18 protein-coding genes are annotated in these 17,557 nt (G+C 72.4%); 9 read left to right on the top strand and 9 right to left on the bottom strand.

Features of this window, described 5'->3' with window-relative positions; translation table 11 throughout:
- Positions 1–661: DUF899 domain-containing protein (locus OUY22_RS28615; protein ID WP_270158295.1), on the bottom strand; the 661-nt coding region annotated here is incomplete at its 3' end.
- Between the two features lie 269 nt (positions 662–930).
- Between OUY22_RS28615 and OUY22_RS28620 the strand changes: the two genes are divergently transcribed.
- Together OUY22_RS28620 and OUY22_RS28625 are read left to right on the top strand one after the other, a co-directional pair.
- The gene (locus OUY22_RS28620) at positions 931–1,545 is read left to right on the top strand and encodes a 2'-5' RNA ligase family protein (RefSeq protein ID WP_270158296.1); all 615 of its coding nucleotides are present in this window, start codon (positions 931–933) and stop codon (positions 1,543–1,545) included.
- 121 nt (positions 1,546–1,666) lie between these two features.
- Positions 1,667–2,872, top strand: a complete 1,206-nt coding sequence (locus OUY22_RS28625) for a serine hydrolase domain-containing protein (RefSeq protein ID WP_270158297.1) — start codon at positions 1,667–1,669, stop codon at positions 2,870–2,872.
- Between the two features lie 88 nt (positions 2,873–2,960).
- Here OUY22_RS28625 and OUY22_RS28630 read toward each other — a convergent pair whose 3' ends face one another.
- On the bottom strand, positions 2,961–4,373 hold the full coding sequence (locus OUY22_RS28630; RefSeq protein WP_270158298.1) for a M1 family metallopeptidase: 1,413 nt from the start codon (positions 4,371–4,373) through the stop codon (positions 2,961–2,963).
- Between the two features lie 240 nt (positions 4,374–4,613).
- On the opposite strand from OUY22_RS28630, the gene OUY22_RS28635 reads away from it, so the two are divergent.
- Both OUY22_RS28635 and OUY22_RS28640 read left to right on the top strand, forming a co-directional pair.
- Positions 4,614–5,618: a glycoside hydrolase family 11 protein gene (locus OUY22_RS28635; RefSeq protein ID WP_270158299.1), complete on the top strand. Its 1,005-nt coding sequence runs from the start codon at positions 4,614–4,616 to the stop codon at positions 5,616–5,618.
- Between the two features lie 149 nt (positions 5,619–5,767).
- Positions 5,768–6,367 carry a TetR/AcrR family transcriptional regulator gene (locus tag OUY22_RS28640; RefSeq protein WP_270158300.1) on the top strand — a complete coding sequence of 200 codons (600 nt, stop codon included), beginning with the start codon at positions 5,768–5,770 and terminating at the stop codon, positions 6,365–6,367.
- 4 nt (positions 6,368–6,371) lie between these two features.
- On the opposite strand, the gene OUY22_RS28645 is transcribed toward OUY22_RS28640, so the two are convergent.
- The 3 genes from OUY22_RS28645 to OUY22_RS28655 are packed head-to-tail and all read right to left on the bottom strand — an operon-like array spanning position 6,372 to position 9,559.
- Positions 6,372–7,562 carry a CoA transferase gene (locus OUY22_RS28645; RefSeq protein ID WP_270158301.1) on the bottom strand — a complete coding sequence of 397 codons (1,191 nt, stop codon included), beginning with the start codon at positions 7,560–7,562 and terminating at the stop codon, positions 6,372–6,374.
- Positions 7,562–8,728, bottom strand: a complete 1,167-nt coding sequence (locus OUY22_RS28650) for an acyl-CoA dehydrogenase family protein (RefSeq protein WP_270158302.1) — start codon at positions 8,726–8,728, stop codon at positions 7,562–7,564. The genes OUY22_RS28645 and OUY22_RS28650 overlap by 1 nt, the downstream gene beginning before the upstream one ends.
- Positions 8,729–8,770: 42 nt before the next feature.
- On the bottom strand, positions 8,771–9,559 hold the full coding sequence (locus OUY22_RS28655; protein ID WP_270158303.1) for an enoyl-CoA hydratase/isomerase family protein: 789 nt from the start codon (positions 9,557–9,559) through the stop codon (positions 8,771–8,773).
- 96 nt (positions 9,560–9,655) lie between these two features.
- Between OUY22_RS28655 and OUY22_RS28660 the strand changes: the two genes are divergently transcribed.
- Positions 9,656–10,453, top strand: coding sequence for an acyl-CoA thioesterase (locus OUY22_RS28660; protein WP_270158304.1), 798 nt, complete (start codon positions 9,656–9,658; stop codon positions 10,451–10,453).
- Here OUY22_RS28660 and OUY22_RS28665 read toward each other — a convergent pair.
- The gene (locus OUY22_RS28665; RefSeq protein ID WP_270158305.1) at positions 10,437–10,985 is read right to left on the bottom strand and encodes a YceI family protein; all 549 of its coding nucleotides are present in this window, start codon (positions 10,983–10,985) and stop codon (positions 10,437–10,439) included. The genes OUY22_RS28660 and OUY22_RS28665 overlap by 17 nt on opposite strands.
- A gap of 142 nt (positions 10,986–11,127) precedes the next feature.
- Here OUY22_RS28665 and OUY22_RS28670 point away from each other — a divergent pair, with 142 nt between their 5' ends.
- From OUY22_RS28670 to OUY22_RS28680, 3 genes are all read left to right on the top strand, one after another.
- Positions 11,128–11,943 (top strand): SDR family NAD(P)-dependent oxidoreductase, encoded by an 816-nt coding sequence (locus OUY22_RS28670; RefSeq protein WP_270158306.1) that lies wholly within the window; start codon positions 11,128–11,130, stop codon positions 11,941–11,943.
- 48 nt (positions 11,944–11,991) lie between these two features.
- Entirely contained in the window at positions 11,992–12,756 is a 765-nt protein-coding gene (locus tag OUY22_RS28675; protein ID WP_270158307.1) for a hypothetical protein, read from the top strand.
- Between the two features lie 102 nt (positions 12,757–12,858).
- A complete protein-coding gene (locus OUY22_RS28680; protein ID WP_270158308.1) occupies positions 12,859–13,266 on the top strand; it encodes a DUF2267 domain-containing protein in 408 nt (135 codons plus the stop codon).
- A gap of 86 nt (positions 13,267–13,352) precedes the next feature.
- On the opposite strand, the gene OUY22_RS28685 is transcribed toward OUY22_RS28680, so the two are convergent.
- Positions 13,353–14,474 carry an L-talarate/galactarate dehydratase gene (locus OUY22_RS28685; protein WP_270158309.1) on the bottom strand — a complete coding sequence of 374 codons (1,122 nt, stop codon included), beginning with the start codon at positions 14,472–14,474 and terminating at the stop codon, positions 13,353–13,355.
- A gap of 7 nt (positions 14,475–14,481) precedes the next feature.
- On the bottom strand, positions 14,482–15,126 hold the full coding sequence (locus OUY22_RS28690; protein ID WP_270158310.1) for a class I SAM-dependent methyltransferase: 645 nt from the start codon (positions 15,124–15,126) through the stop codon (positions 14,482–14,484).
- A 163-nt stretch (positions 15,127–15,289) separates the two neighbouring features.
- Here OUY22_RS28690 and OUY22_RS28695 point away from each other — a divergent pair, with 163 nt between their 5' ends.
- Positions 15,290–16,516 carry a serine hydrolase domain-containing protein gene (locus OUY22_RS28695; RefSeq protein ID WP_270158311.1) on the top strand — a complete coding sequence of 409 codons (1,227 nt, stop codon included), beginning with the start codon at positions 15,290–15,292 and terminating at the stop codon, positions 16,514–16,516.
- Here OUY22_RS28695 and OUY22_RS28700 read toward each other — a convergent pair.
- Positions 16,506–17,207 (bottom strand): SIR2 family NAD-dependent protein deacylase, encoded by a 702-nt coding sequence (locus OUY22_RS28700; protein WP_408638217.1) that lies wholly within the window; start codon positions 17,205–17,207, stop codon positions 16,506–16,508. The two genes, OUY22_RS28695 and OUY22_RS28700, sit on opposite strands and share 11 nt — an antisense overlap.
- Between the last annotated feature and the right edge of the window lie 350 nt (positions 17,208–17,557).

Raw genomic sequence — 17,557 nt, forward strand, 5'->3', positions numbered from 1 at the left:
CGATCTCCTTGGAGTCGGCCCAGCGGCTGTAGGTGGGCGACTGCGGCCAGCCTTCGGGCGAGTCCTGCCACTCCTCCTGCCGGCCGTACGGCAGGAGGTCGATCAGCGCGAAGGAGTGGCCGATCTGCTCGGTGCCCCGGCCGTTGGTGTGCCAGGTGCGGTAGACGGTGTCGCCGTCGCGCAGGAACACGTTGACGGCGAAGCCGCCGCCGGGCGGCGCGCCGACGTCGGCGCCGAACGGGCTGTTCGCGGTGGAGTACCAGGTCATCTTGTTGCCGACCCGCCGCTTGTAGGCGAGTGCCTCGTCGATGGGGCCCTGGGTGACGATGACGAACCGGGCGTCGTGGTTGTCCAGGAACTCCAGCCGGGTGAACTGCGAGGTGAACCCCGTACAGCCCGGGCACTGCCACTCCTTGCCCGGGAACCACATGTGGTTGTAGACGATCAGCTGGCGCCTGCCCTCGAAGACGTCCGCCAGGCGGACCGGTCCCTGCTCGCCCTCCAGCGTGTAGTCCGGCATCCTCACCATCGGCAGGCGCCGGCGCTGGGCGGCGATGGCGTCGAGTTCGCGGGTCGCGGCCTTCTCCCTGGCCCGCAGCGCGTCGAGTTCGCGCTGCCAGGTCTCGGCGTCGACGACCGGCGGTAGCGCGTTCGTGGCCATGGTGTCTCCCTGATGACGTGCGTTTCGTTCTGTGTTCAGAGGTAGACCTGCCCGGGTCGTGGAAATCATCGGCGCGCGCGGGAGATTTTGCCTGGGTCCCGGTTCCGCGGGCATTGCCTGGTGGGCCGCGGCATCGCCGGCGTGAGCCCGTACGGCCGGGCCGGACGGGCCGGGCGATTGGCCGCCCGCTCCGGCGCCGCTCCGATATGGTGACCACGCTGTGTGAGCAGATCACCACGTACCACTCCCCGCCCGGACGAGGAGGATGTGTGAGTCCACTCCCGACGCGCATGGCCGACCGATGGGGGAGACGCCGATCCCAGGGCCGCATCTACTGGCATGTCCTGCTGGGTGACGACCCGCACGCGCGGGCCGTCGCGCAGGACGCCCGTGATCGCCTGGAGGGCGTGCCCGGGCTCGACCCGGTGCCGCCCGCGTTCCTCCACCTCACCACGTTCGTCGCCGGAAGCGCCGACGAGATCACCGGGGACCAGGTGGGCGTGATGGCTCAGGAGGCGGCGGGCCAGCTCGCCCGGGTCGAGCCGTTCACCGTCACGCTCGGCCGCGTGCTGTACGACCCGGAGGAGGTCGCGCTGGAGGCGCGGCCGGCCGAGCGGCTGCGGCCCCTGATGGAGGCGGCGAAGTTCGCCACGCGGGCGGCGACGGGCCGCGACGGCTACCTGCCTCACGGTTCGTGGACCCCGCACGTCGCGGTGGCCTACAGCAACGCGGACGGCCCGGCGGCCCCGGTGATCGAGGCGCTGGGGGAGCGGCTCCCGGATCGGGAGGTGACCATCCGCAGCATCCACATCGTCGAGCAGGACGACGCGACGGCGACGTGGCGGTGGCGTCCGATGGCGGAGGTCCGGCTGGGCGCGTCGTGAGCGCCGGCCGGTAGTGCCTGCTGTACCCCGGGTCTCCAGCACACGGGATCGATCATGGCGGCGCGCGGCGGGAGTCTTGTACCCGTCACCACGCCACCGACTCCGACGGGGACCGACCACCATGTTCACCAAGATCACTACGGGCGCGCTCGCCGCGCTGGCCGCGCTCACCCTGACCGCCGCGCCGGCGACCGCCGCCGCCGGGAAGGCCGCCGCCGGGAAGGCCGCCGCCGGGAAGGCCGAGGCGGGGAAGGCCACCGCGGGAACGGCCGGGGCGGGTCGCGACGACGCCCTGCGCAAGGAACTGCAGCGGCTCGTCAAGGAGCACGGCTTCCCCGGCGCCCTCGGCACGGTGCGCGACAAGAGCGGCCGGGTCCGCCACGTCACCGCCGGCGTCGCCGACCTGAAGACGAAGGCGAAGATCCCGGCCGACGCGTACGTGCGCATCGCCAGCAACACCAAGACCTATACCGCCGTGGTCGTGCTGCAGCTCGCCGGCGAGGGCAAGATCGACCTGGACGCGCCGGTCGAGAAGTATCTGCCCAAGGTCATCCGCGGCAACGGCAACGACGGCCGCAAGATCACCGTCCGGATGCTGCTGAACCACACCAGCGGCCTGCCGAACTACACCCAGTACATGCCTTCCATCCTGGAGCTGCGCGACACGTACCAGGAGCCGTACGACCTGCTCCGCCAGGGGCTCGGCCACAAGCGCCTGTTCCCGCCCGGCAAGGACTGGGCCTACAGCAACACCGGCTACGTCGCTCTGGGCCTGCTCATCCAGGAGGTCACCGGCCGCCCGATCCAGGAGGAGATCACCAAGCGGATCATCAAGCCGCTGGGGCTCAGGCACACCTACTGGCCCGGCCCCGGCGTCCAGACCATCCGCGACCCGCACCCCACGGGCTACCACATCGGCGAGCCCGGGGCCAAGCCGGTCGACATCACGGAGATCGACCCGAGCTGGGGCTGGGCGGCCGGCCAGCTCATCGCCAGGCCGAGCGACGTGAACCGCTTCTTCGTGGCCCTGATGGACGGCAAGCTGCTCAAGCCCCAGCAGCTCAAGGAGATGAAGGAGACGGTCAAGCTGAAGAACTTCCTGCCGGGCTTCGAGTACGGCCTCGGCATGTTCAAGATCAAGCTTTCCTGCGGCGGCCACATCTGGGGCCACGGCGGCGACATCGACGGCTACGAGACGCGCAACGGCGTCACCGAGGACGGCCGGGCCGTCTCGTTCGCCCTGACCGCCCTGCCGAAGGCGAACGACGAGAAGGCCGCGCTCGCCGGCTTCCAGTCCCTCGACCGCGTGTTCTGCGCCACCGGCTGACCACTGGACCAGGACAGGTCGCCCCAAGGCCGCGCTGACCTCGGCGCCCGCCCCGCAGCCCGCGGGGCGGGCGCCGCTCAGTCGCCGCTCAGTCGCCGGGAGTCGTCGGGGAGTCGAGCCAGGCGTCGATCAGCTGGGTGAGGTTCTCACCGGTGTGCCGGTTGACCCAGGCGGTGAAGGACGCCCGGTCCTGGCTGGTGTTGCGGTGCTCCTGGGCCCAGGCCCGGGTCATGGCGAAGAACCTCTTGTCGCCGATGCGCTTCCTGATCTCGTGCAGCATCAGCGCGGGGCCGTAGTAGACGTTGCCGGCCGCGAACGAGTCGCGCCGGTAGTCACCCGGCGGGCCCGCCATCGCGCGGGCGAGTCGCTCGTCGGCGCGGGCCCGCGCGATGTGCTGGTCCATGGAGCCGGGGCTGTGGTCGGCGGTCCACTGGATCTCGAAGTACATGGCGAAGCCCTCGTTCAGCCACACGTCCTTCCAGGTGCGCGGCCCGACGCTGTTGCCGAACCAGTGGTGGGCGAGCTCGTGCAGCACCACCGCGGGGGTCAGGTACTCGCCGCCGAGCGTGATCATCTGCTGGGTCTCCATGCCGGAGTCGCTGGTGGCCACCAGGCCGGCGCTGGGGAACGGGTAGGGCCCGGCCTTCTTCTCCATCCAGCGCAGCAGTTCCGGCATCCGGCGCGCCGCCTTCAGCGCCCGGGGGCCCTCGTCGCCCCGCACCCAGTAGGTGATCGGGATGCCGCGCGGGCCCTTCGCCCGGTGCAGCCGGTACCTGTCGACGGTGAAGACGGTCAGATAGCTCGCGACCGGGTCGGTCGACCTCCAGCGGTAGGTGACCGCGCGTCCCCGCACGCTTCTGCCCTGGTACGTGCCGTGCGCGACGCCCGCCCAGCCCTTCGGCACGGTGATCGCGATGTCGTAGAGCGCCTCGTCCGACGGATGGTCGTTCACCGGGAACCAGGTGAACGCGCCGAAGGGCTCCTGCAGCGCCCACGCCGACCCGTCGGCGGCCGAGCGCAGGCCGAGCCGGGCGAGGTCGGGGCGCCGCTGGCCGGAGGAGTGCGGTTTCGGCACGCCGTGGTAGCGCACCACCAGCCGGACGTTCTTGTCGGTGGCGAGGGTGGCGGGGAGCGGGATCGTCAGGTCGTCGCCGGTGTGCCTCGGCCGGGCGCGCTCGCCGCCGACGGTCACGTGGTCGATCTTCAGGGCCCGGCCGAAGTCGAGCCTGATCTCCTTGATCGGCTTCACGGCCCGGACGGTGAGGGTGGCGGTGCCCGCCAGGCTCCGACGGTCCGGCCGCCAGGCCAGTTTCAGCCCGTAGTGGAGCACGTCGATGGACGGGTTGCCGTATGCGGGATAGATCGGGTCCCTGACCGGTCGGGAAAGACCCTTGCTGTAGGGGTGCTTGTCGTCCGCGAGGGGGGTGACGGCCGCCGAGGCGGCGCCGCAACAGGTGGCAGTGAGGGCCGCGATCAGGCCGAATAACGGTAATTTCCGCATTCGCGCCATGATAGTGATCAACCGACCGGTCGGAGGATTCATGAAAGTTTCACCAGCCAGGTGGGCCTCTAATACGCAGGTAAAGCACGATGGCCAGGTCTATTAGCGCTAAGTGTCGCCGATATGTTTCGGGAATTGTTGACAACTTTCGGGGCCGGATGAACACTGTCGCCATCGACCTCCGGCCACCGGCCTCGCCGGGTCGTACCACGCTGTCCGCCTTCGCGAGGAGGAAGCACCATGCACGGCGCCCCCGCACCCCCGAAGATCCGCAGCCGCGGCGGCCTGGGCTCGCTCGTCCGCCGCTCCTGCGCCGTAGCCGCCGCACTGCTCATGGCCGTGGCGATGCCCGGCGTCGCGCACGCCGCCCCCATCACCTCGAACCAGACCGGCGACCACAACGGCTACTTCTTCTCGTTCTGGACCGACAGCCAGGGCACGGTCTCCATGGAGCTCGGCTCCGGCGGCAACTACAGCACCTCCTGGCGCAACACCGGGAACTTCGTCGCCGGCAAGGGCTGGCGCACCGGCGGGCGCAGGACGGTCACCTACTCGGGCAGCTTCAACCCGTCCGGCAACGCCTACCTGACGCTCTACGGCTGGACGCGGAACCCGCTCATCGAGTACTACATCGTCGACAACTGGGGCAGCTACCGGCCTACCGGTACGTACAAGGGCACGGTCTCCAGCGACGGCGGCACGTACGACATCTACGAGACGACCCGCTACAACGCCCCCTCCATCGAGGGCACGAGGACGTTCAAGCAGTTCTGGAGCGTCCGCCAGTCGCGGCGGACCGGCGGCACCATCACCTCCGGCAACCACTTCGACGCGTGGGCCAGGAACGGGATGAGCATGGGCAGCCACGACTACATGATCATGGCGACCGAGGGCTACCAGAGCAGCGGGAACTCCAACATCACCATCGGTGGCAGCGGCGGCGACCCGGGCAACCCCGGCAACCCCGGTAACCCGGGCGGTGGCTGCACCGCGACGCTCTCGGCCGGCCAGCAGTGGAGCGACCGCTACAACCTCAACGTCGCGGTCAGCGGATCGAGCAACTGGACCGTGACCATGAACGTGCCGTCCCCGGCGCGGGTCCTGTCCACCTGGAACATCAGCGCCGGCTATCCCAGCGCCCAGACGCTGACCGCCAGGCCCAACGGCAGCGGCAACAACTGGGGGGTGACGATCCAGCACAACGGCAACTGGACCTGGCCGACGGTCTCCTGCAGCGCGAGCTGACCCCGATGATCGCGGCGCGGCGGCTCCGGGCCGCCGCGCCGTTCTCGCGCGCTCCCGGACCGCACCAGGTGCAGGGACCGAGCGGGCACCAGGGGCGACATCCCACCCCCTGTCGCTACGCGATCGTGACATCACCTACAGTGAGGGCCATGAATGCGGAGACGGACCGGCTGATCGGGGTGGCGACGCGGCTCTACGCCGAGCTGGGGTACGACTGGACGTCGATGCGGATGATCGCCGACGCGGCGGGCGTCGATCTGGAGCGGCTGACCCGGCTGGTGGGCGAGAAGCCGGAGCTGTACCAAGAGGTGATGGTCCGCGCCGTCAAGGCCGAGCGGGAGGTCATGGGGCAGGCCCTGAGATCCGCGGGCCCCGGCCTCCAGGGCGCGCTCGACCTGGTCGACGCCTACCTGGACTTCAACGTCGCGCATCCGGAGTATCTGGCGCTGTGGCTGCACCGCTGGACCGGCGACGCCACCGACACACCCGACATGGAGGACATCTACACCCGGCCGCTCGTCACCGAGGTGGTGGAGGCCGTGCGGGGGCTCCTGCCGGCCGACGTGAACGGCCACCACCTCGTGTGGACCATCGTGTGGTGCGTGTACGGGTTCCTGTCGGGCGGCATGCGCAACGTGTCCCCCGACTGGCCGCAGAAGCAGGGGGAGCGGGCCGGGCCGGCCGTGGTGGAGGACTTCCGGGCCTACCTGCACACCCTGGTCCGCCGCATGACCATGCCCCTCACCTGACGGGTCAGCCGATCGCGCCCCGCTCGCGCAGCGCCGCGACGTCCCGCTCCGAGTAGCCCAGCTCCTCGCGCAGCACCTCGCCGGTGTGCCCGCCCACGGACGGCGCCGGGCGCGGCGGCTCCTGCTCGCCGTCCACGACCAGCGGCGAGCCCGCCGACAGGTGCGGGCCCACGCCCGGCTGGTCGAGCATCCCCAGCACGGGGTTGCCGGCCAGCAGCGCCTCGGGGTCCGCCGCCAGCTCCTCGAACGTCCGGTACGGCGCGTACAGCAGCCGCCGGGCCGACAGCGCCGCCTCCACCTCGGCGCACGGCCGCGCCGCGAACCACGGCTCCAGCAGCCCGCCGATGACGGCGCGGTGCGCGTACCTGTCGGCCTCGCGCCGGAAGTCGGCGCCGAGCGCCCGCTCCACCGCCTCGACCGCGGCGGCCAGGCCCGTCAGGGCGAGCAGGTCAGACCAGTGGCGCGAGGTGAGCACCACGAGCATGACGCGCCGGCCGTCGGCGGTGCGGAAGTCGCGCCCGTAGCCGCCGTACAGGTGGTTGCCGTCCTTGGTCCTCGGCTCGCCGCCGAGCTGGGCGTCGGCCAGGTAGCCGAGGCTGGCGACCATGGACAGCGCCACGTCGCGCAGCGCCACCGTGATGCGCCGCCCCTCACCGGTCAGCAGCCGGTGCCGCTCGGCGGCCAGCAGCCCGGTGGACAGGTAGAGCCCGGCGGCGATGTCCCAGGCGGGCAGCACGTGGTTGACCGGCCCGTCGATCCCGACCGGCCCGGTCACCGCGGGCAGCCCCACCTCGGCGTTGACCGTGTAGTCGACCGCGGTGCCGCCGTCGCGCCTGCCGGTGAGCAGCGCGTGGATGAGGTCCCCGCGACGCTCGCGGAGCTTCTCGTACGACAGCCCGGGCAGATCGGCGTTGGCCACCACGACGCCGCGCCGCTCGACCAGGTCGGCGATGACCGCGCGGCCCTCCTCGGAGCGGAAGTCGACCTCGATGGCGCGCTTGCCCTTGTTGAGCCCGGTCCAGTAGAGGCTGGTGCCGGACGGGCCGAGCGGCCACCGGGAACGGTCGGCCTGGCCGCCGATCGGCTCCACCCGGACCACGTCGGCGCCGAGCTGCGCCAGCGTCATGCCGCACAGCGGCGTGGCCACGTACCCGGAGAGCTCGACGACGCGCAGCCCTTCCAGCGGTGCGGACATCAGCGACCCGCCTTTCCCGCGCCGGCGCCGCGCATCAGCTCCCGCCCGACGATGAGCTTCTGGATCTCGCTGGTGCCCTCGTACAGGCGCAGCAGGCGCACGTCGCGGTAGATCCGCTCGACCGGCACGCCGCGCATGTAGCCGCTGCCGCCGTGCACCTGGACGGCCAGGTCGGCGACCTTGCCCGCCGCCTCGGTGCAGAAGAGCTTGGTGGCCGAGGGCGCGAGCCTGCGGTCCTCGCCGGTCAGCCAGAGCCGGGCGGCCTCGGCGGCCATCGCCCGGCCGGCCATGCACAGGGCCTTCTGCTCGGCGAGCATCGCCTGCACGAGCTGGTAGTCGCCGACCGGCCGGCCGCCCTGCCGGTTGTGCGCGGCGAACGCCACCGACTCGTCGAGCGCCCGCTCCATCAGGCCCACGGCCACCGCCGAGATGTGCAGCCGGCCGCGGGCCAGCACGGTCATCGCGGCCCGGAAACCGGCGTCGACCTCGCCGCCGATCAGCGCGTCCGCGCCGAGGCGGACCCCGGTGAACGCGACCTCGGCGGTCCAGGCGCCCTCCTGGCCCATCTTGGCGTCCTTCGGCCCCACGGTCACCCCGGGAGCGTCGGCCGGCACCAGGAACACCGCGATGCCGCTGCCCGCCGCGTCGGCCGGTCGGACCCGGGCGAACACCACGAACAACCCCGCGATCGGGGCGTTGGTGATGAACCGCTTGGTGCCGTCGATCACCCAGCCGTCGCCGTCGGGCGCCGCCGAGGTCTTCAGCCCCGACGGGTCGGAGCCCGCCTCCGGCTCCGTCAGCGCGAACGCCGCGGTGACCTCGCCCGACGCCAGCGACGGCAGCCAGCGCTCCTTCTGCGTCTCGGTGCCGAACCCGACGAGGACCTGGCCGGCGATCCCGTTGTTGGTGCCGAACATCGACCGGAACGCGAGCGTGGTGTAACCGAGCTCGAAGCCGAGCCGGACGTCCTGGGCGATGTCCAGCCCGAGCCCTCCGTACTCGGCGGGGATGGCGTAGCCGAACAGGCCCATGCCGGCCGCCTGGCGGCGCAGGTCGTCCGGGATCGCGTCGGCGTCGGCGATCTCCTGCTCCCGGGGCACGACCCGGGAGCGGACGAACTGCCGTACCTGGTGGAGGATCTCATCGAACTCGTCGGCTGCGACCATGCCCCTGGCCTATCGAATAATGTTCTGTCGTGTCAACGTGGGTCACCTGTTGCGGTAGTGACCGGGGCGCTTCTCGCGGAAGGCGGTCATGGCCTCGGCGTAGTCGTCGGTGGCCTGCACGATCGCCATGTGGGAGGAGATCAGGTCCAGGCTGGTGCGCAGGTCGGCGCGCGCCGACTGGTAGACCGCCCGCTTGATCATCGAGATGGCGATCGGCGGCTTGGCCGCGATGCCCCTGGCGAACTCCATCGTCTCGGCCATGAGCGCCTCGTCGTCGTAGACCCGGTTGACGATGCCGAGTCGCAGCGCCTCGTCCGCGTCGACGAAGTCGCCCGTCATCAGCAGTTCCATGGCCTTGGCCGGGCCGACCAGCCGGGGCAGGAAGTAGGCGCCGCCGTCGCCGGGGATCAGGCCGATGCGGATGTAGCCCTCGGAGAAACGGGCCGACCGGGCCGCGAACCGCATGTCGCACATGAGCGCCATATCCATCCCGGCGCCGACCGCCACCCCGTTCACCGCCGCGATCAGCGGCTTGTCCAGGTCCTCGACGGCCCGCGCCACCTTGTGCACCCGATCGGTCAGCATGCGCTTGCGCTCGATCGGCGTCGCCTCGATCTCGTCGAGCGCCTTCAGGTCCACGCCGCTGCAGAAGCCCTCGCCGGTGCCGGTGAGCACCACCACCCGGACGCCCTCGTCCTCCTGCGCCTCGCGCAGCGCCCGCGCCCAGGCGTTGATCATCGGCCAGGTGAACGCGCCCAGGTGGCGCGGACGGTTCAGCCGGATCACCGCCACGCCGCCGTCGACCTCGTAGATCAGCTCGTCCTCGGCCACCGGCTTCTCCTCTCCCTGGGAAACACCGGGACGAGCTTCTCATAGCGCCCCACCCCGGCTCGCGCCCGCCCGGCGGCGTCCTCTACCGTCAGCCTCATGCCGACCTTCAGCCCCGTGGCCGCCCCCACCGTGCTCGACCTGCTGACGCTGGAGAAGCTCGAAGAGGACCTCTACCGGGGGACCACCGTCTTCGAGGAGCCGTTCCCGCTGTACGGGGGACAGGTCGCGGCCCAGGCCCTGGCAGCCGCCGGCGACACGGTGTCCCCCGACCGGCTGCCGCACTCGCTCCACGGCTACTACCTGCGCAGTGGCGACGCCGCCCGGCCCACCGTGTTCCGGGTCTACCGCGACAGGGACGGCCGGTCGTACTCCGCCCGGCGGGTGGTCGCCATCCAGAACGGCAAGGTCATCTTCAACATGTCGGCGTCCTTCCACGTCCCCGAGCCCGGCGTGGACGTGCAGATGCACCCCGCGCCGGACGCGCCGGACCCCGACGGGCTCGCGCCGGCCCAACTGCCCCGGCTGTTCTCCATGGAGAGCCGTCTGCCGCCGCAGCCGTACGCGGCCGCCGAATGGCCCACCCGGTTCTGGGCCCGCTGCACCCAGGACCTGCCCGGCGGTCAGCTCCTGCACGCGTGCGTGCTCACGTACCTCTCCGACATCTCCAGCGGGCTGACCGGCATCCCGCACGGGGGCGGCGGGCGCTCGGGCTCCAGCCTGGACCACGCGGTCTGGTTCCACCGGCCGGCCGTGATGGACGAATGGGTGCTGATGGACCTGGTGCCGCACACGGTGTCCGCCGGGCGCGGCTGGTACACCGGCACCATCCACACCCGCGACGGCCGGCTCGCCGCCAGCATCACCCAGGAGACGCTGTTCAGGAAGCCGCGCTGACGAGCGCCACGTCGAACCGGACGGCGACGTCGTCGTCCAGCTTGAGCGCGCCGAAGAACGCCGAGTACGGCTTGACGCCCCACCGGCTCTGCGTGACCGTCGCCGCGCCCCGCACCCGCTCGCCGTCGAACCGGCAGTCGAGGGTGAGCGGCCGGGTCTCGCCCGCCAGCGTCAGCTCCCCCTCCACCCGGAACGACTCCCGCGTCCCGCTCACCTGACCGGACCGGAACGCGATGGCGGGGAACCGGTCGGTGTGCAGCACCTTGCCGCGGATGGAGCGCTCGATGTCGGCCCGGTCGGAGTCGGTGAGCGGCTTGACCCCGCCCGTCCCCGACACCACCCGCAGCGACCCGGCGTCCACGTCGACGTTCACCCGGCAGGCGCCCGGATCGTCGGCGTCGACCACGGCCTCGCCGCTCCACCGGGTCACCTCGATCGTGAGATCGTGCCCGGCCTTGGCGCCCAGTCCGGTGCGCTCCGTCTCGACCAGCAGCCGTCCCGTCTCCGGGCCCAGTGTGTACGTGTCGCCCATGACCGCACGCTACCCACCGGTGGCGCCCCGGAACGGCCTGGCATTAAGACGAGACGGTCCGTCTTGACAGGGTGAAGCCGGAGGTGCAGCATGTGGAGGCGAGACGCAACGTCTCGTATCCACAGAACGAGGGGGTGGGCCCGTGTCACGGGTCTGGTTCATCACCGGGGCGTCGCGAGGGCTGGGCCGGGCGTTCGCCGAGGCGGCGCTGGCCGCGGGAGACCGGGTCGTCGGCGCGGCCAGGAACGTCGCCCCGCTGGAGGACCTGGCCGCCGGGCACGACGGGCGGCTGGTCCCGGTGGCGCTCGACGTCTCCGACCGGGCGGCGGTGCGCGAGGCGGTGGACGGCGCGGTCGCCTCGCTCGGGCGGCTCGACGTCGTGGTCAACAACGCCGGCGGCCTGCTCATGGGCATGATCGAGGAAGCCGCCGAAGAACAGATCCGGGCGCACCTCGACGTGAACGTGCTCGGCGCGGTCTGGGTCTGCCAAGCCGCCGTGCCCCACCTGCGCAGACAGGGAGGCGGACGGATCCTCCAGGTCACCTCGATGGCGGCCGGTGTCGGGTTCGCGTCCGTCGGGTTCTACGGCGCGGGCAAGGCCGCGCTCGACTCCATCACGCAGGCGCTGGCCATGGAGGTGGAGCCGTTCGGGATCAAGGTGACCAACCTGCAGATGGGCGGGTACGACACGGGCCTGTTCACGACGGGCACCACCGTGGCCGAGCCGCTGGCGGTCTACGACCCGCTGCGGGAGAAGCTGGCAGCGATGTGGGGCGAGGACGCCGGGCCCGATCCGCGGACGGCCGCCCCGGTGATCATGGAGCTGGTGGCCCTGCCCGATCCGCCCCGGCGGCTGATCGTGGGCGCGGCCTCGTACGATCTGGTCGCTGAGCTGGACCGGGCTCGGACGGAGGAGTACCGGTCCTGGGAGCACCTGAGCCGCAAGGCGGCGGGCTGATCGGCTGAGCGGGAGCGCCTGTAGTGACTTATCCGCAGAATATGGGATATGTCGTTTTTAGGGGACGACCCACAACCGCAGGCGCCCACCGACCGCCCGCCGGAATCACCGCCGGAATCACCGCCGTGCGCGCCCGACGGCCCGGAACCCAGGCTGTACGCGTCCGAAGGGGAGACGGCCGGCCGGCGCGGGGCCCTGGCCGTCGGACTGACCGTCACCCTGGCGGCGCTGCTCATGGCCGGCCTCACGGTCAGCGCGATCGACGTCCGCCTGCGAGCGGTCCCGGCCCCGCCGGCGACGCCGCCCGCGGCAACGACGGAGGAGCCGCGGCGCACCCCCACCAGCAAGCCGCTGACTCACGAGCTGAGCCACGAGGAGTTCGGAGACCTGGACCACGCCCGCGTGCCGCGGGCCCGCAAGGTGGGCGGCTGGGACCACGACACCTGTGAACCCGTCGACGGCGAGGGCCGCCCGCTGGCCGAGCACGGCTGCGACCACGCCTCCCAGTGCGCCTACTCCGCCCGGGACGGCAAGCTCAAGGCGGTCCAGCTCCTGCTGGCCTTCCCCGCCGAGGACCGGGCCGAGGCCGCCGCGCTCAGCCTGTCGCTGCGCTCGTCGGCGGCGCTGCGCTGGCGGCGGGGCGGCACGCACGGCCGGTACGCGTACGGCAAGGTCGGCGTCGGCGCGGCCGGCCCGTACGTGGTGGTCACGGTCGTCACCGCGACCGAGGAGGCCGCTGACCCGGCGCCGGCGTTCCACGGCGCGCTGCACGCCGACGCCCTGGAGCAGGTGGCGGCACTGCACGCGTCCTGAAGGCGCCGTGCCGCCCGGGAGCTTTACCCATTTCTGGGGCCTGGCCTCCTGTGACGCCGCCGGGACCGGGTAGCCGCTGGGTGGGACGAAGGGGGATAAATCATGCGACATGACGACTTCGTCGGCCAAGTACAGGCGCGCGGACGCCTGAGTGACCGGGCGCACGCCGAGCGGGCCATCCGGGCGACGCTGGAGACGCTCGGCGAACGCCTGCCCGAGAGCCTCGCTGACAAGCTCGCCGCCCAGCTGCCGCACGAGATCGGCGAGAACCTGCGCCGCACCGAGGTCTACGGCGGTCTCGGCACCGGCGAGCACTTCGGCCGGGAGGAGTTCATCCAGCGGGTGGCGACGCGGGCCGGGTGCGACGGGCGCCGGGCGGTGTTCCTGGCCCGGGTGGTGTTCGAGGTCACGGACGAGGCCACCCAGGGCCGCATCATGGCCAAGGTCCGCGAGAGCCTCACCCAGGAACTGCGCGAGCTCGCGACGGTCGGCAGCCAGGGCCACCTGTGACGCCTCGCCGCCGGCGGCGGTGTCCGCCTGCGAGAGCGAGACCGCCACCCGGATGAAGGGGGCCGCGGGCGCCGGTCGTCGCGTGATCAGCGGAACTCGCGCCGCTCGGCCGTCCAGGCGCTCGCCCGCTCGCTCGGCGTGAGGCCGAGCCCCGGCCGGTCGGGCACGAGCATGCGGCCGTCGCGGATCTCCAGCCGCTCCTCGAAGAGCGGCTCCAGCCACTCGAAGTGCTCCACCCAGGGCTCCTGCCCGTACGCCGCCGCGAGGTGCAGGTGGATCTCCATGGCGAAGTGCGGCGCGAGCTGCACCCGGTGGTGCTCGGCGAGCGCGGCCAGGCGCAGGAACGGGGTGATGCCGCCGATCCGCGGCGCGTCCGGCTGCAGGACGTCCACGCCGGCCCGCAGCAGCTCGGCGTGCTCGGCGACGCTGGACAGCATCTCGCCGGTGGCGACGGGCGTGTCGAGCGCCGTCGCCAGCGCCGCGTGCCCGGCGTGGTCGTGCGCGTCGAGCGGCTCCTCGATCCACACCAGGCCGAACTCCTCCAGCGCCCGCCCCATCCGGGCCGCCGCCGGCCGGTCCCACTGCTGGTTGGCGTCGACCATGAGCGGCACGTCCGCGCCCAGCCGCTCGCGCGCCGCCCGCACCCTGGCCAGGTCGGCGCGCCCGTCAGGCTGGCCCACCTTGATCTTGATGCCGCCGATGCCGCGCTCCAGCGCCGCCGCGGCGTTCTCCAGCACCCGCTCGATCGGCGCGTGCAGGAACCCGCCGGAGGTGTTGTAGCAGCGCACCGAGTCGCGGTGCGCGCCCAGCAGCTTGGCCAGCGGCAGCCCGGCCCGCCGGGCCTTGAGGTCCCACAGCGCGATGTCGAAGGCGGCGATGGCCTGGACGGCCAGCCCGCCGCGCCCCACCGACGCGCCGGCCCACGCCAGCTTCTCCCACAGCCTGGGGATGTCGTTGGCGTCCTCGCCGATCAGGTCGGGGGCGAGCTCGCAGGCGTGCGCGTACTGGCCGGGACCGCCCGCCCGCTTGGAGTAGGAGAACCCGAGCCCCTCCAGGCCGCCCTCGGTGGTGATCTCGGCGAACAGGAAGGCCACCTCCGTCATCGGCCGCTGCCGCCCGGTGAGCACCTTGGCGTCGCTGACCGGCGCGTCGAGCGGCAGGTAGACCGAGGACAGGCGGACCCGGGCGATGCGGTCGAGGGGGTTCATGGGGGGATCATGACGGTTTGCGGGCCCGTACGTAAGAGAGCATCACCGGCAGGTCGCCCTCGGCCTCGATCCGGAGGCCCGCCTCGGGCAGGAGCGTGCGGAGCATCCCGTACGGGTCGCCGTGCAGGGCGGGCCCGCCGACCAGCTCGGCGAGCCGCCGGGCCAGCGGGCGCGCCGGCGGACGGTACTCGGCGACCAGCAGCCTGCCGTCCGGCCGCAGCACCCGGGCCATCTCCCGGATCGCCGCCTGCCGCGCGTCCTCCGGGATGTGATGGACGGCCAGGCTGGACACCACCGCGTCGAACGACTCGTCGGGGAACGGCAGCGACTGCCCCTCGCCCACCAGGTAGTCGCAGTTGCCCGGAGCGCGCCCCCGGGCGTAGCCGATCATCTCAGGGGACGGGTCGATCCCCGTCACCCGTCCCGCCGGGCCGACGACGGGCGCGACCACCCGGGTCAGGTAACCGGTGCCGCAGCCCACGTCCAGGAACCGCTCGCCCGGCCGCGGCCTGGCCTGGATCGCCAGGCGGGTGAACACCTCACGCCGGGCGCCCAGGAAGCCGATCGCCGAGGTCATCTCGTAGGCGCGCGGGTGGCTCATGACGCCGGCGGCGCCGTGCCGGTCGTGGTGGTGGAGTGTGCGCAAAGCCATGGCCAGCATCATGCGCGGGGCGCGGGGCCGGGGTCAACGACCCCCGCCACGCCGGGACATGACAGCTGTCATGTCCGGTCGATGACTGGGCCGACTGGTCCCGCCGCCGCCGCTCGGCCAGGCTCGTACGCGACCAGGAACCGAGATCCGGAGGTGGCGGTACATGTCGATCCTGAGAAGGACGCTCGCGGGGGTGAGCACGCTGCTCGTCGCCGGGACGCTCGCCGCGCCCGCCCAGGCGGCGGCCCCGCCCGGCGGCGAACTGCGCGCGACGCTGGAGGCGATCCACGAGGCCGGGATGTACGGGGTCTACTCCGCGGTGCGCGACGGCGGCTCGTCGTGGAAGGGCGCCTCCGGCGTGGCCGACGTGCGGACCGGGCGACCGGTCAAGCCGGACATGGTGCACCGGGTGGGCAGCATCAGCAAGACGTTCACCGCCGTCGCCGTGCTCCAGCAGGTCGAGCGCGGCAAGGTCGCGCTGGACGCGCCGGTGAGCCGCTACCTGCCCGACCTGATCACCGGCGACGCGATCACCGTGCGCATGCTGCTCAACCACACCAGCCACCTCGCCGACTACATCCCCGGCGCCTTTCCCTCGCTGCTGGAGGGCTCCCTCGACAGTCTGGAGGAGCACCGTTACCGCCGCGTCGAGCCCGAGGAGCTGGTGCGGCTCGGCCTCGCGTTCCCGCCCACCGGTCAGCCAGGGACGACGCCGGGCTCGTACTCCAACACCAACTACATCCTGGCCGGCCTGCTGCTGGAGAAGGTCTCCGGCATGGACGCCGAGCGGTACATCACCCGTCACGTGATCCAGAAGGCGGGGCTGCGGCGCACGTCGTTCCCGCGCACGCCGCGCATCCCCGGCCCGAGCTCCGGGGCGTACGAGTCCTTCTACGGCCTGTTCGACCCGCCGCGCGACTTCGGCGTCTACGACATGTCCTGGGCCGGCACCGCCGGGGCCGTCGTCTCCACCATGGACGACCTCAACCGCTTCTACCGGGAACTGCTGCGGGGCAAGCTGATCCGGTCCGGGACGCTGGCCGAGATGCAGCGGACGGTGCCGGTCGCCGCCGGGGGCGGACTGATCCCGTACGGGCTCGGCATCTACGCCGCCGACCTGCCCTGCGGCCGGTTCTGGGGGCACGACGGGGCGGTGTGGGGCATGCTCACCCAGTCGCTGTCCAGCCCCGACGGCAGCCGCCAGATCTCCGTGGGCCTGAACCGCGCCAAGTATCAGACCATCGACGAGAACGGGCAGCTCGTCCCGCACGCGATCGACTACGCCTTCGCCGACCACCTGCTGACGGCGCTCTGCGGGCCGGCCCAGGCCAGGACGCTGTCGACGCCGTTCACCCCGTTCCAGGCGGACCGGTTCCAGCTCAAGCGGTGAGCCGCGCCACCAGCCGGGGGACCGCCTCGCCGATCCGATCCCTGATCACCTCGTCGGCGATCCGGTCGTACGGGGTCGGCTCGGCGTTCACGATGACCAGCCGCGCCCCGCTCCGCGCCGCCAGCGCGGCGAGCGACGCGGCGGGCAGCACCTGAAGGGACGTCCCGATCGCGACGAACACCTCGGCCCGCTCGGCGGCCCGGGCCGCCTCGGCGACGACGTCCTCGGACAGGTTCTCGCCGAACATGACCGTGGTCGTCTTCAGGATCCCGCCGCAGGCCAGGCAGGCGGGATCCTGCTCGCCCGCGTCGATCCGGTCCAGGGCCTCGTCCAGCGTCGAGCGCGCCCCGCAGTCGACGCACACCACCCCGGACATGTTGCCGTGCAGCTCCAGCACCCGCTCCGGGTCGGACCCGGCCTTCTGGTGCAGCCCGTCGATGTTCTGCGTGATCAGCCGGTCGAGGCGGCCGGCCCGCTCCAGCTCCACCAGCGCCCGGTGCGCGGCGTTGGGCTCGGCGGCGCGCACGGGGTTGTCGCGCCGGAACCGCCAGGACCGGCGCCGGATGTCGGGGTCGGCGAGGTAGTAGCCGATGGTGACGAGCTTCTCGTGGTCCGGGTCCCTGCGCCACAGCCCGCCGGGGCCCCGGTAGTCGGGGATCCCGGACTCGGTGGAGATGCCGGCCCCGGTCATGACGGTGATCACCACTCCATTGTCCCGCGACGCGGCCCACCGGCGCGCGGAGGCAGGGCAGCCGCGGCGGTCGCGCAGTCCGGGGCGCCGGACGAGCGGGCCGTCCGCGGGTAGCGTGGGCGCATGACGCGGAGCGCGGCGGCCGGCGGGCACGCCGGTCATGACAGCGGCCGGGGCCGCCCCGGCGTGGGGCTCGTCCGGGCCGCGTCCACGGGGAGGGGGCGCTGACGGTGCTCGACTACGACCGCGAGGCGACCTCGTACGACGAGACGCGCGGTGGTGACGCGCGCGCCGCCGCTGCCGCCGAGGCGGTCGAGCGGCTGATGCCCGCCGCCGCGCGGCTGGTGGTG

It is taken from the genome of Nonomuraea corallina, assembly GCF_027620315.1.
Lineage (GTDB): Bacteria > Actinomycetota > Actinomycetes > Streptosporangiales > Streptosporangiaceae > Nonomuraea > Nonomuraea corallina.

Bases quoted from the DNA above. Each gene is read 5' to 3' on its own strand.
- OUY22_RS28665 (WP_270158305.1), bottom strand. From the start codon at position 10,985: ATGGGCGACACGTACACACTGGGCCCGGAGACGGGACGGCTGCTGGTC.
- OUY22_RS28700 (WP_408638217.1), bottom strand. From the start codon at position 17,207: ATGACCGGGGCCGGCATCTCCACCGAGTCCGGGATCCCCGACTACCGG.
- OUY22_RS28635 (WP_270158299.1), top strand. From the start codon at position 4,614: ATGCACGGCGCCCCCGCACCCCCGAAGATCCGCAGCCGCGGCGGCCTG.
- OUY22_RS28695 (WP_270158311.1), top strand. From the start codon at position 15,290: ATGTCGATCCTGAGAAGGACGCTCGCGGGGGTGAGCACGCTGCTCGTC.
- OUY22_RS28645 (WP_270158301.1), bottom strand. From the start codon at position 7,562: ATGTCCGCACCGCTGGAAGGGCTGCGCGTCGTCGAGCTCTCCGGGTAC.
- OUY22_RS28650 (WP_270158302.1), bottom strand. From the start codon at position 8,728: ATGGTCGCAGCCGACGAGTTCGATGAGATCCTCCACCAGGTACGGCAG.
- OUY22_RS28660 (WP_270158304.1), top strand. From the start codon at position 9,656: ATGCCGACCTTCAGCCCCGTGGCCGCCCCCACCGTGCTCGACCTGCTG.
- OUY22_RS28680 (WP_270158308.1), top strand. From the start codon at position 12,859: ATGCGACATGACGACTTCGTCGGCCAAGTACAGGCGCGCGGACGCCTG.
- OUY22_RS28685 (WP_270158309.1), bottom strand. From the start codon at position 14,474: ATGAACCCCCTCGACCGCATCGCCCGGGTCCGCCTGTCCTCGGTCTAC.
- OUY22_RS28625 (WP_270158297.1), top strand. From the start codon at position 1,667: ATGTTCACCAAGATCACTACGGGCGCGCTCGCCGCGCTGGCCGCGCTC.
- OUY22_RS28630 (WP_270158298.1), bottom strand. From the start codon at position 4,373: ATGCGGAAATTACCGTTATTCGGCCTGATCGCGGCCCTCACTGCCACC.
- OUY22_RS28640 (WP_270158300.1), top strand. From the start codon at position 5,768: ATGAATGCGGAGACGGACCGGCTGATCGGGGTGGCGACGCGGCTCTAC.
- OUY22_RS28690 (WP_270158310.1), bottom strand. From the start codon at position 15,126: ATGGCTTTGCGCACACTCCACCACCACGACCGGCACGGCGCCGCCGGC.
- OUY22_RS28675 (WP_270158307.1), top strand. From the start codon at position 11,992: ATGTCGTTTTTAGGGGACGACCCACAACCGCAGGCGCCCACCGACCGC.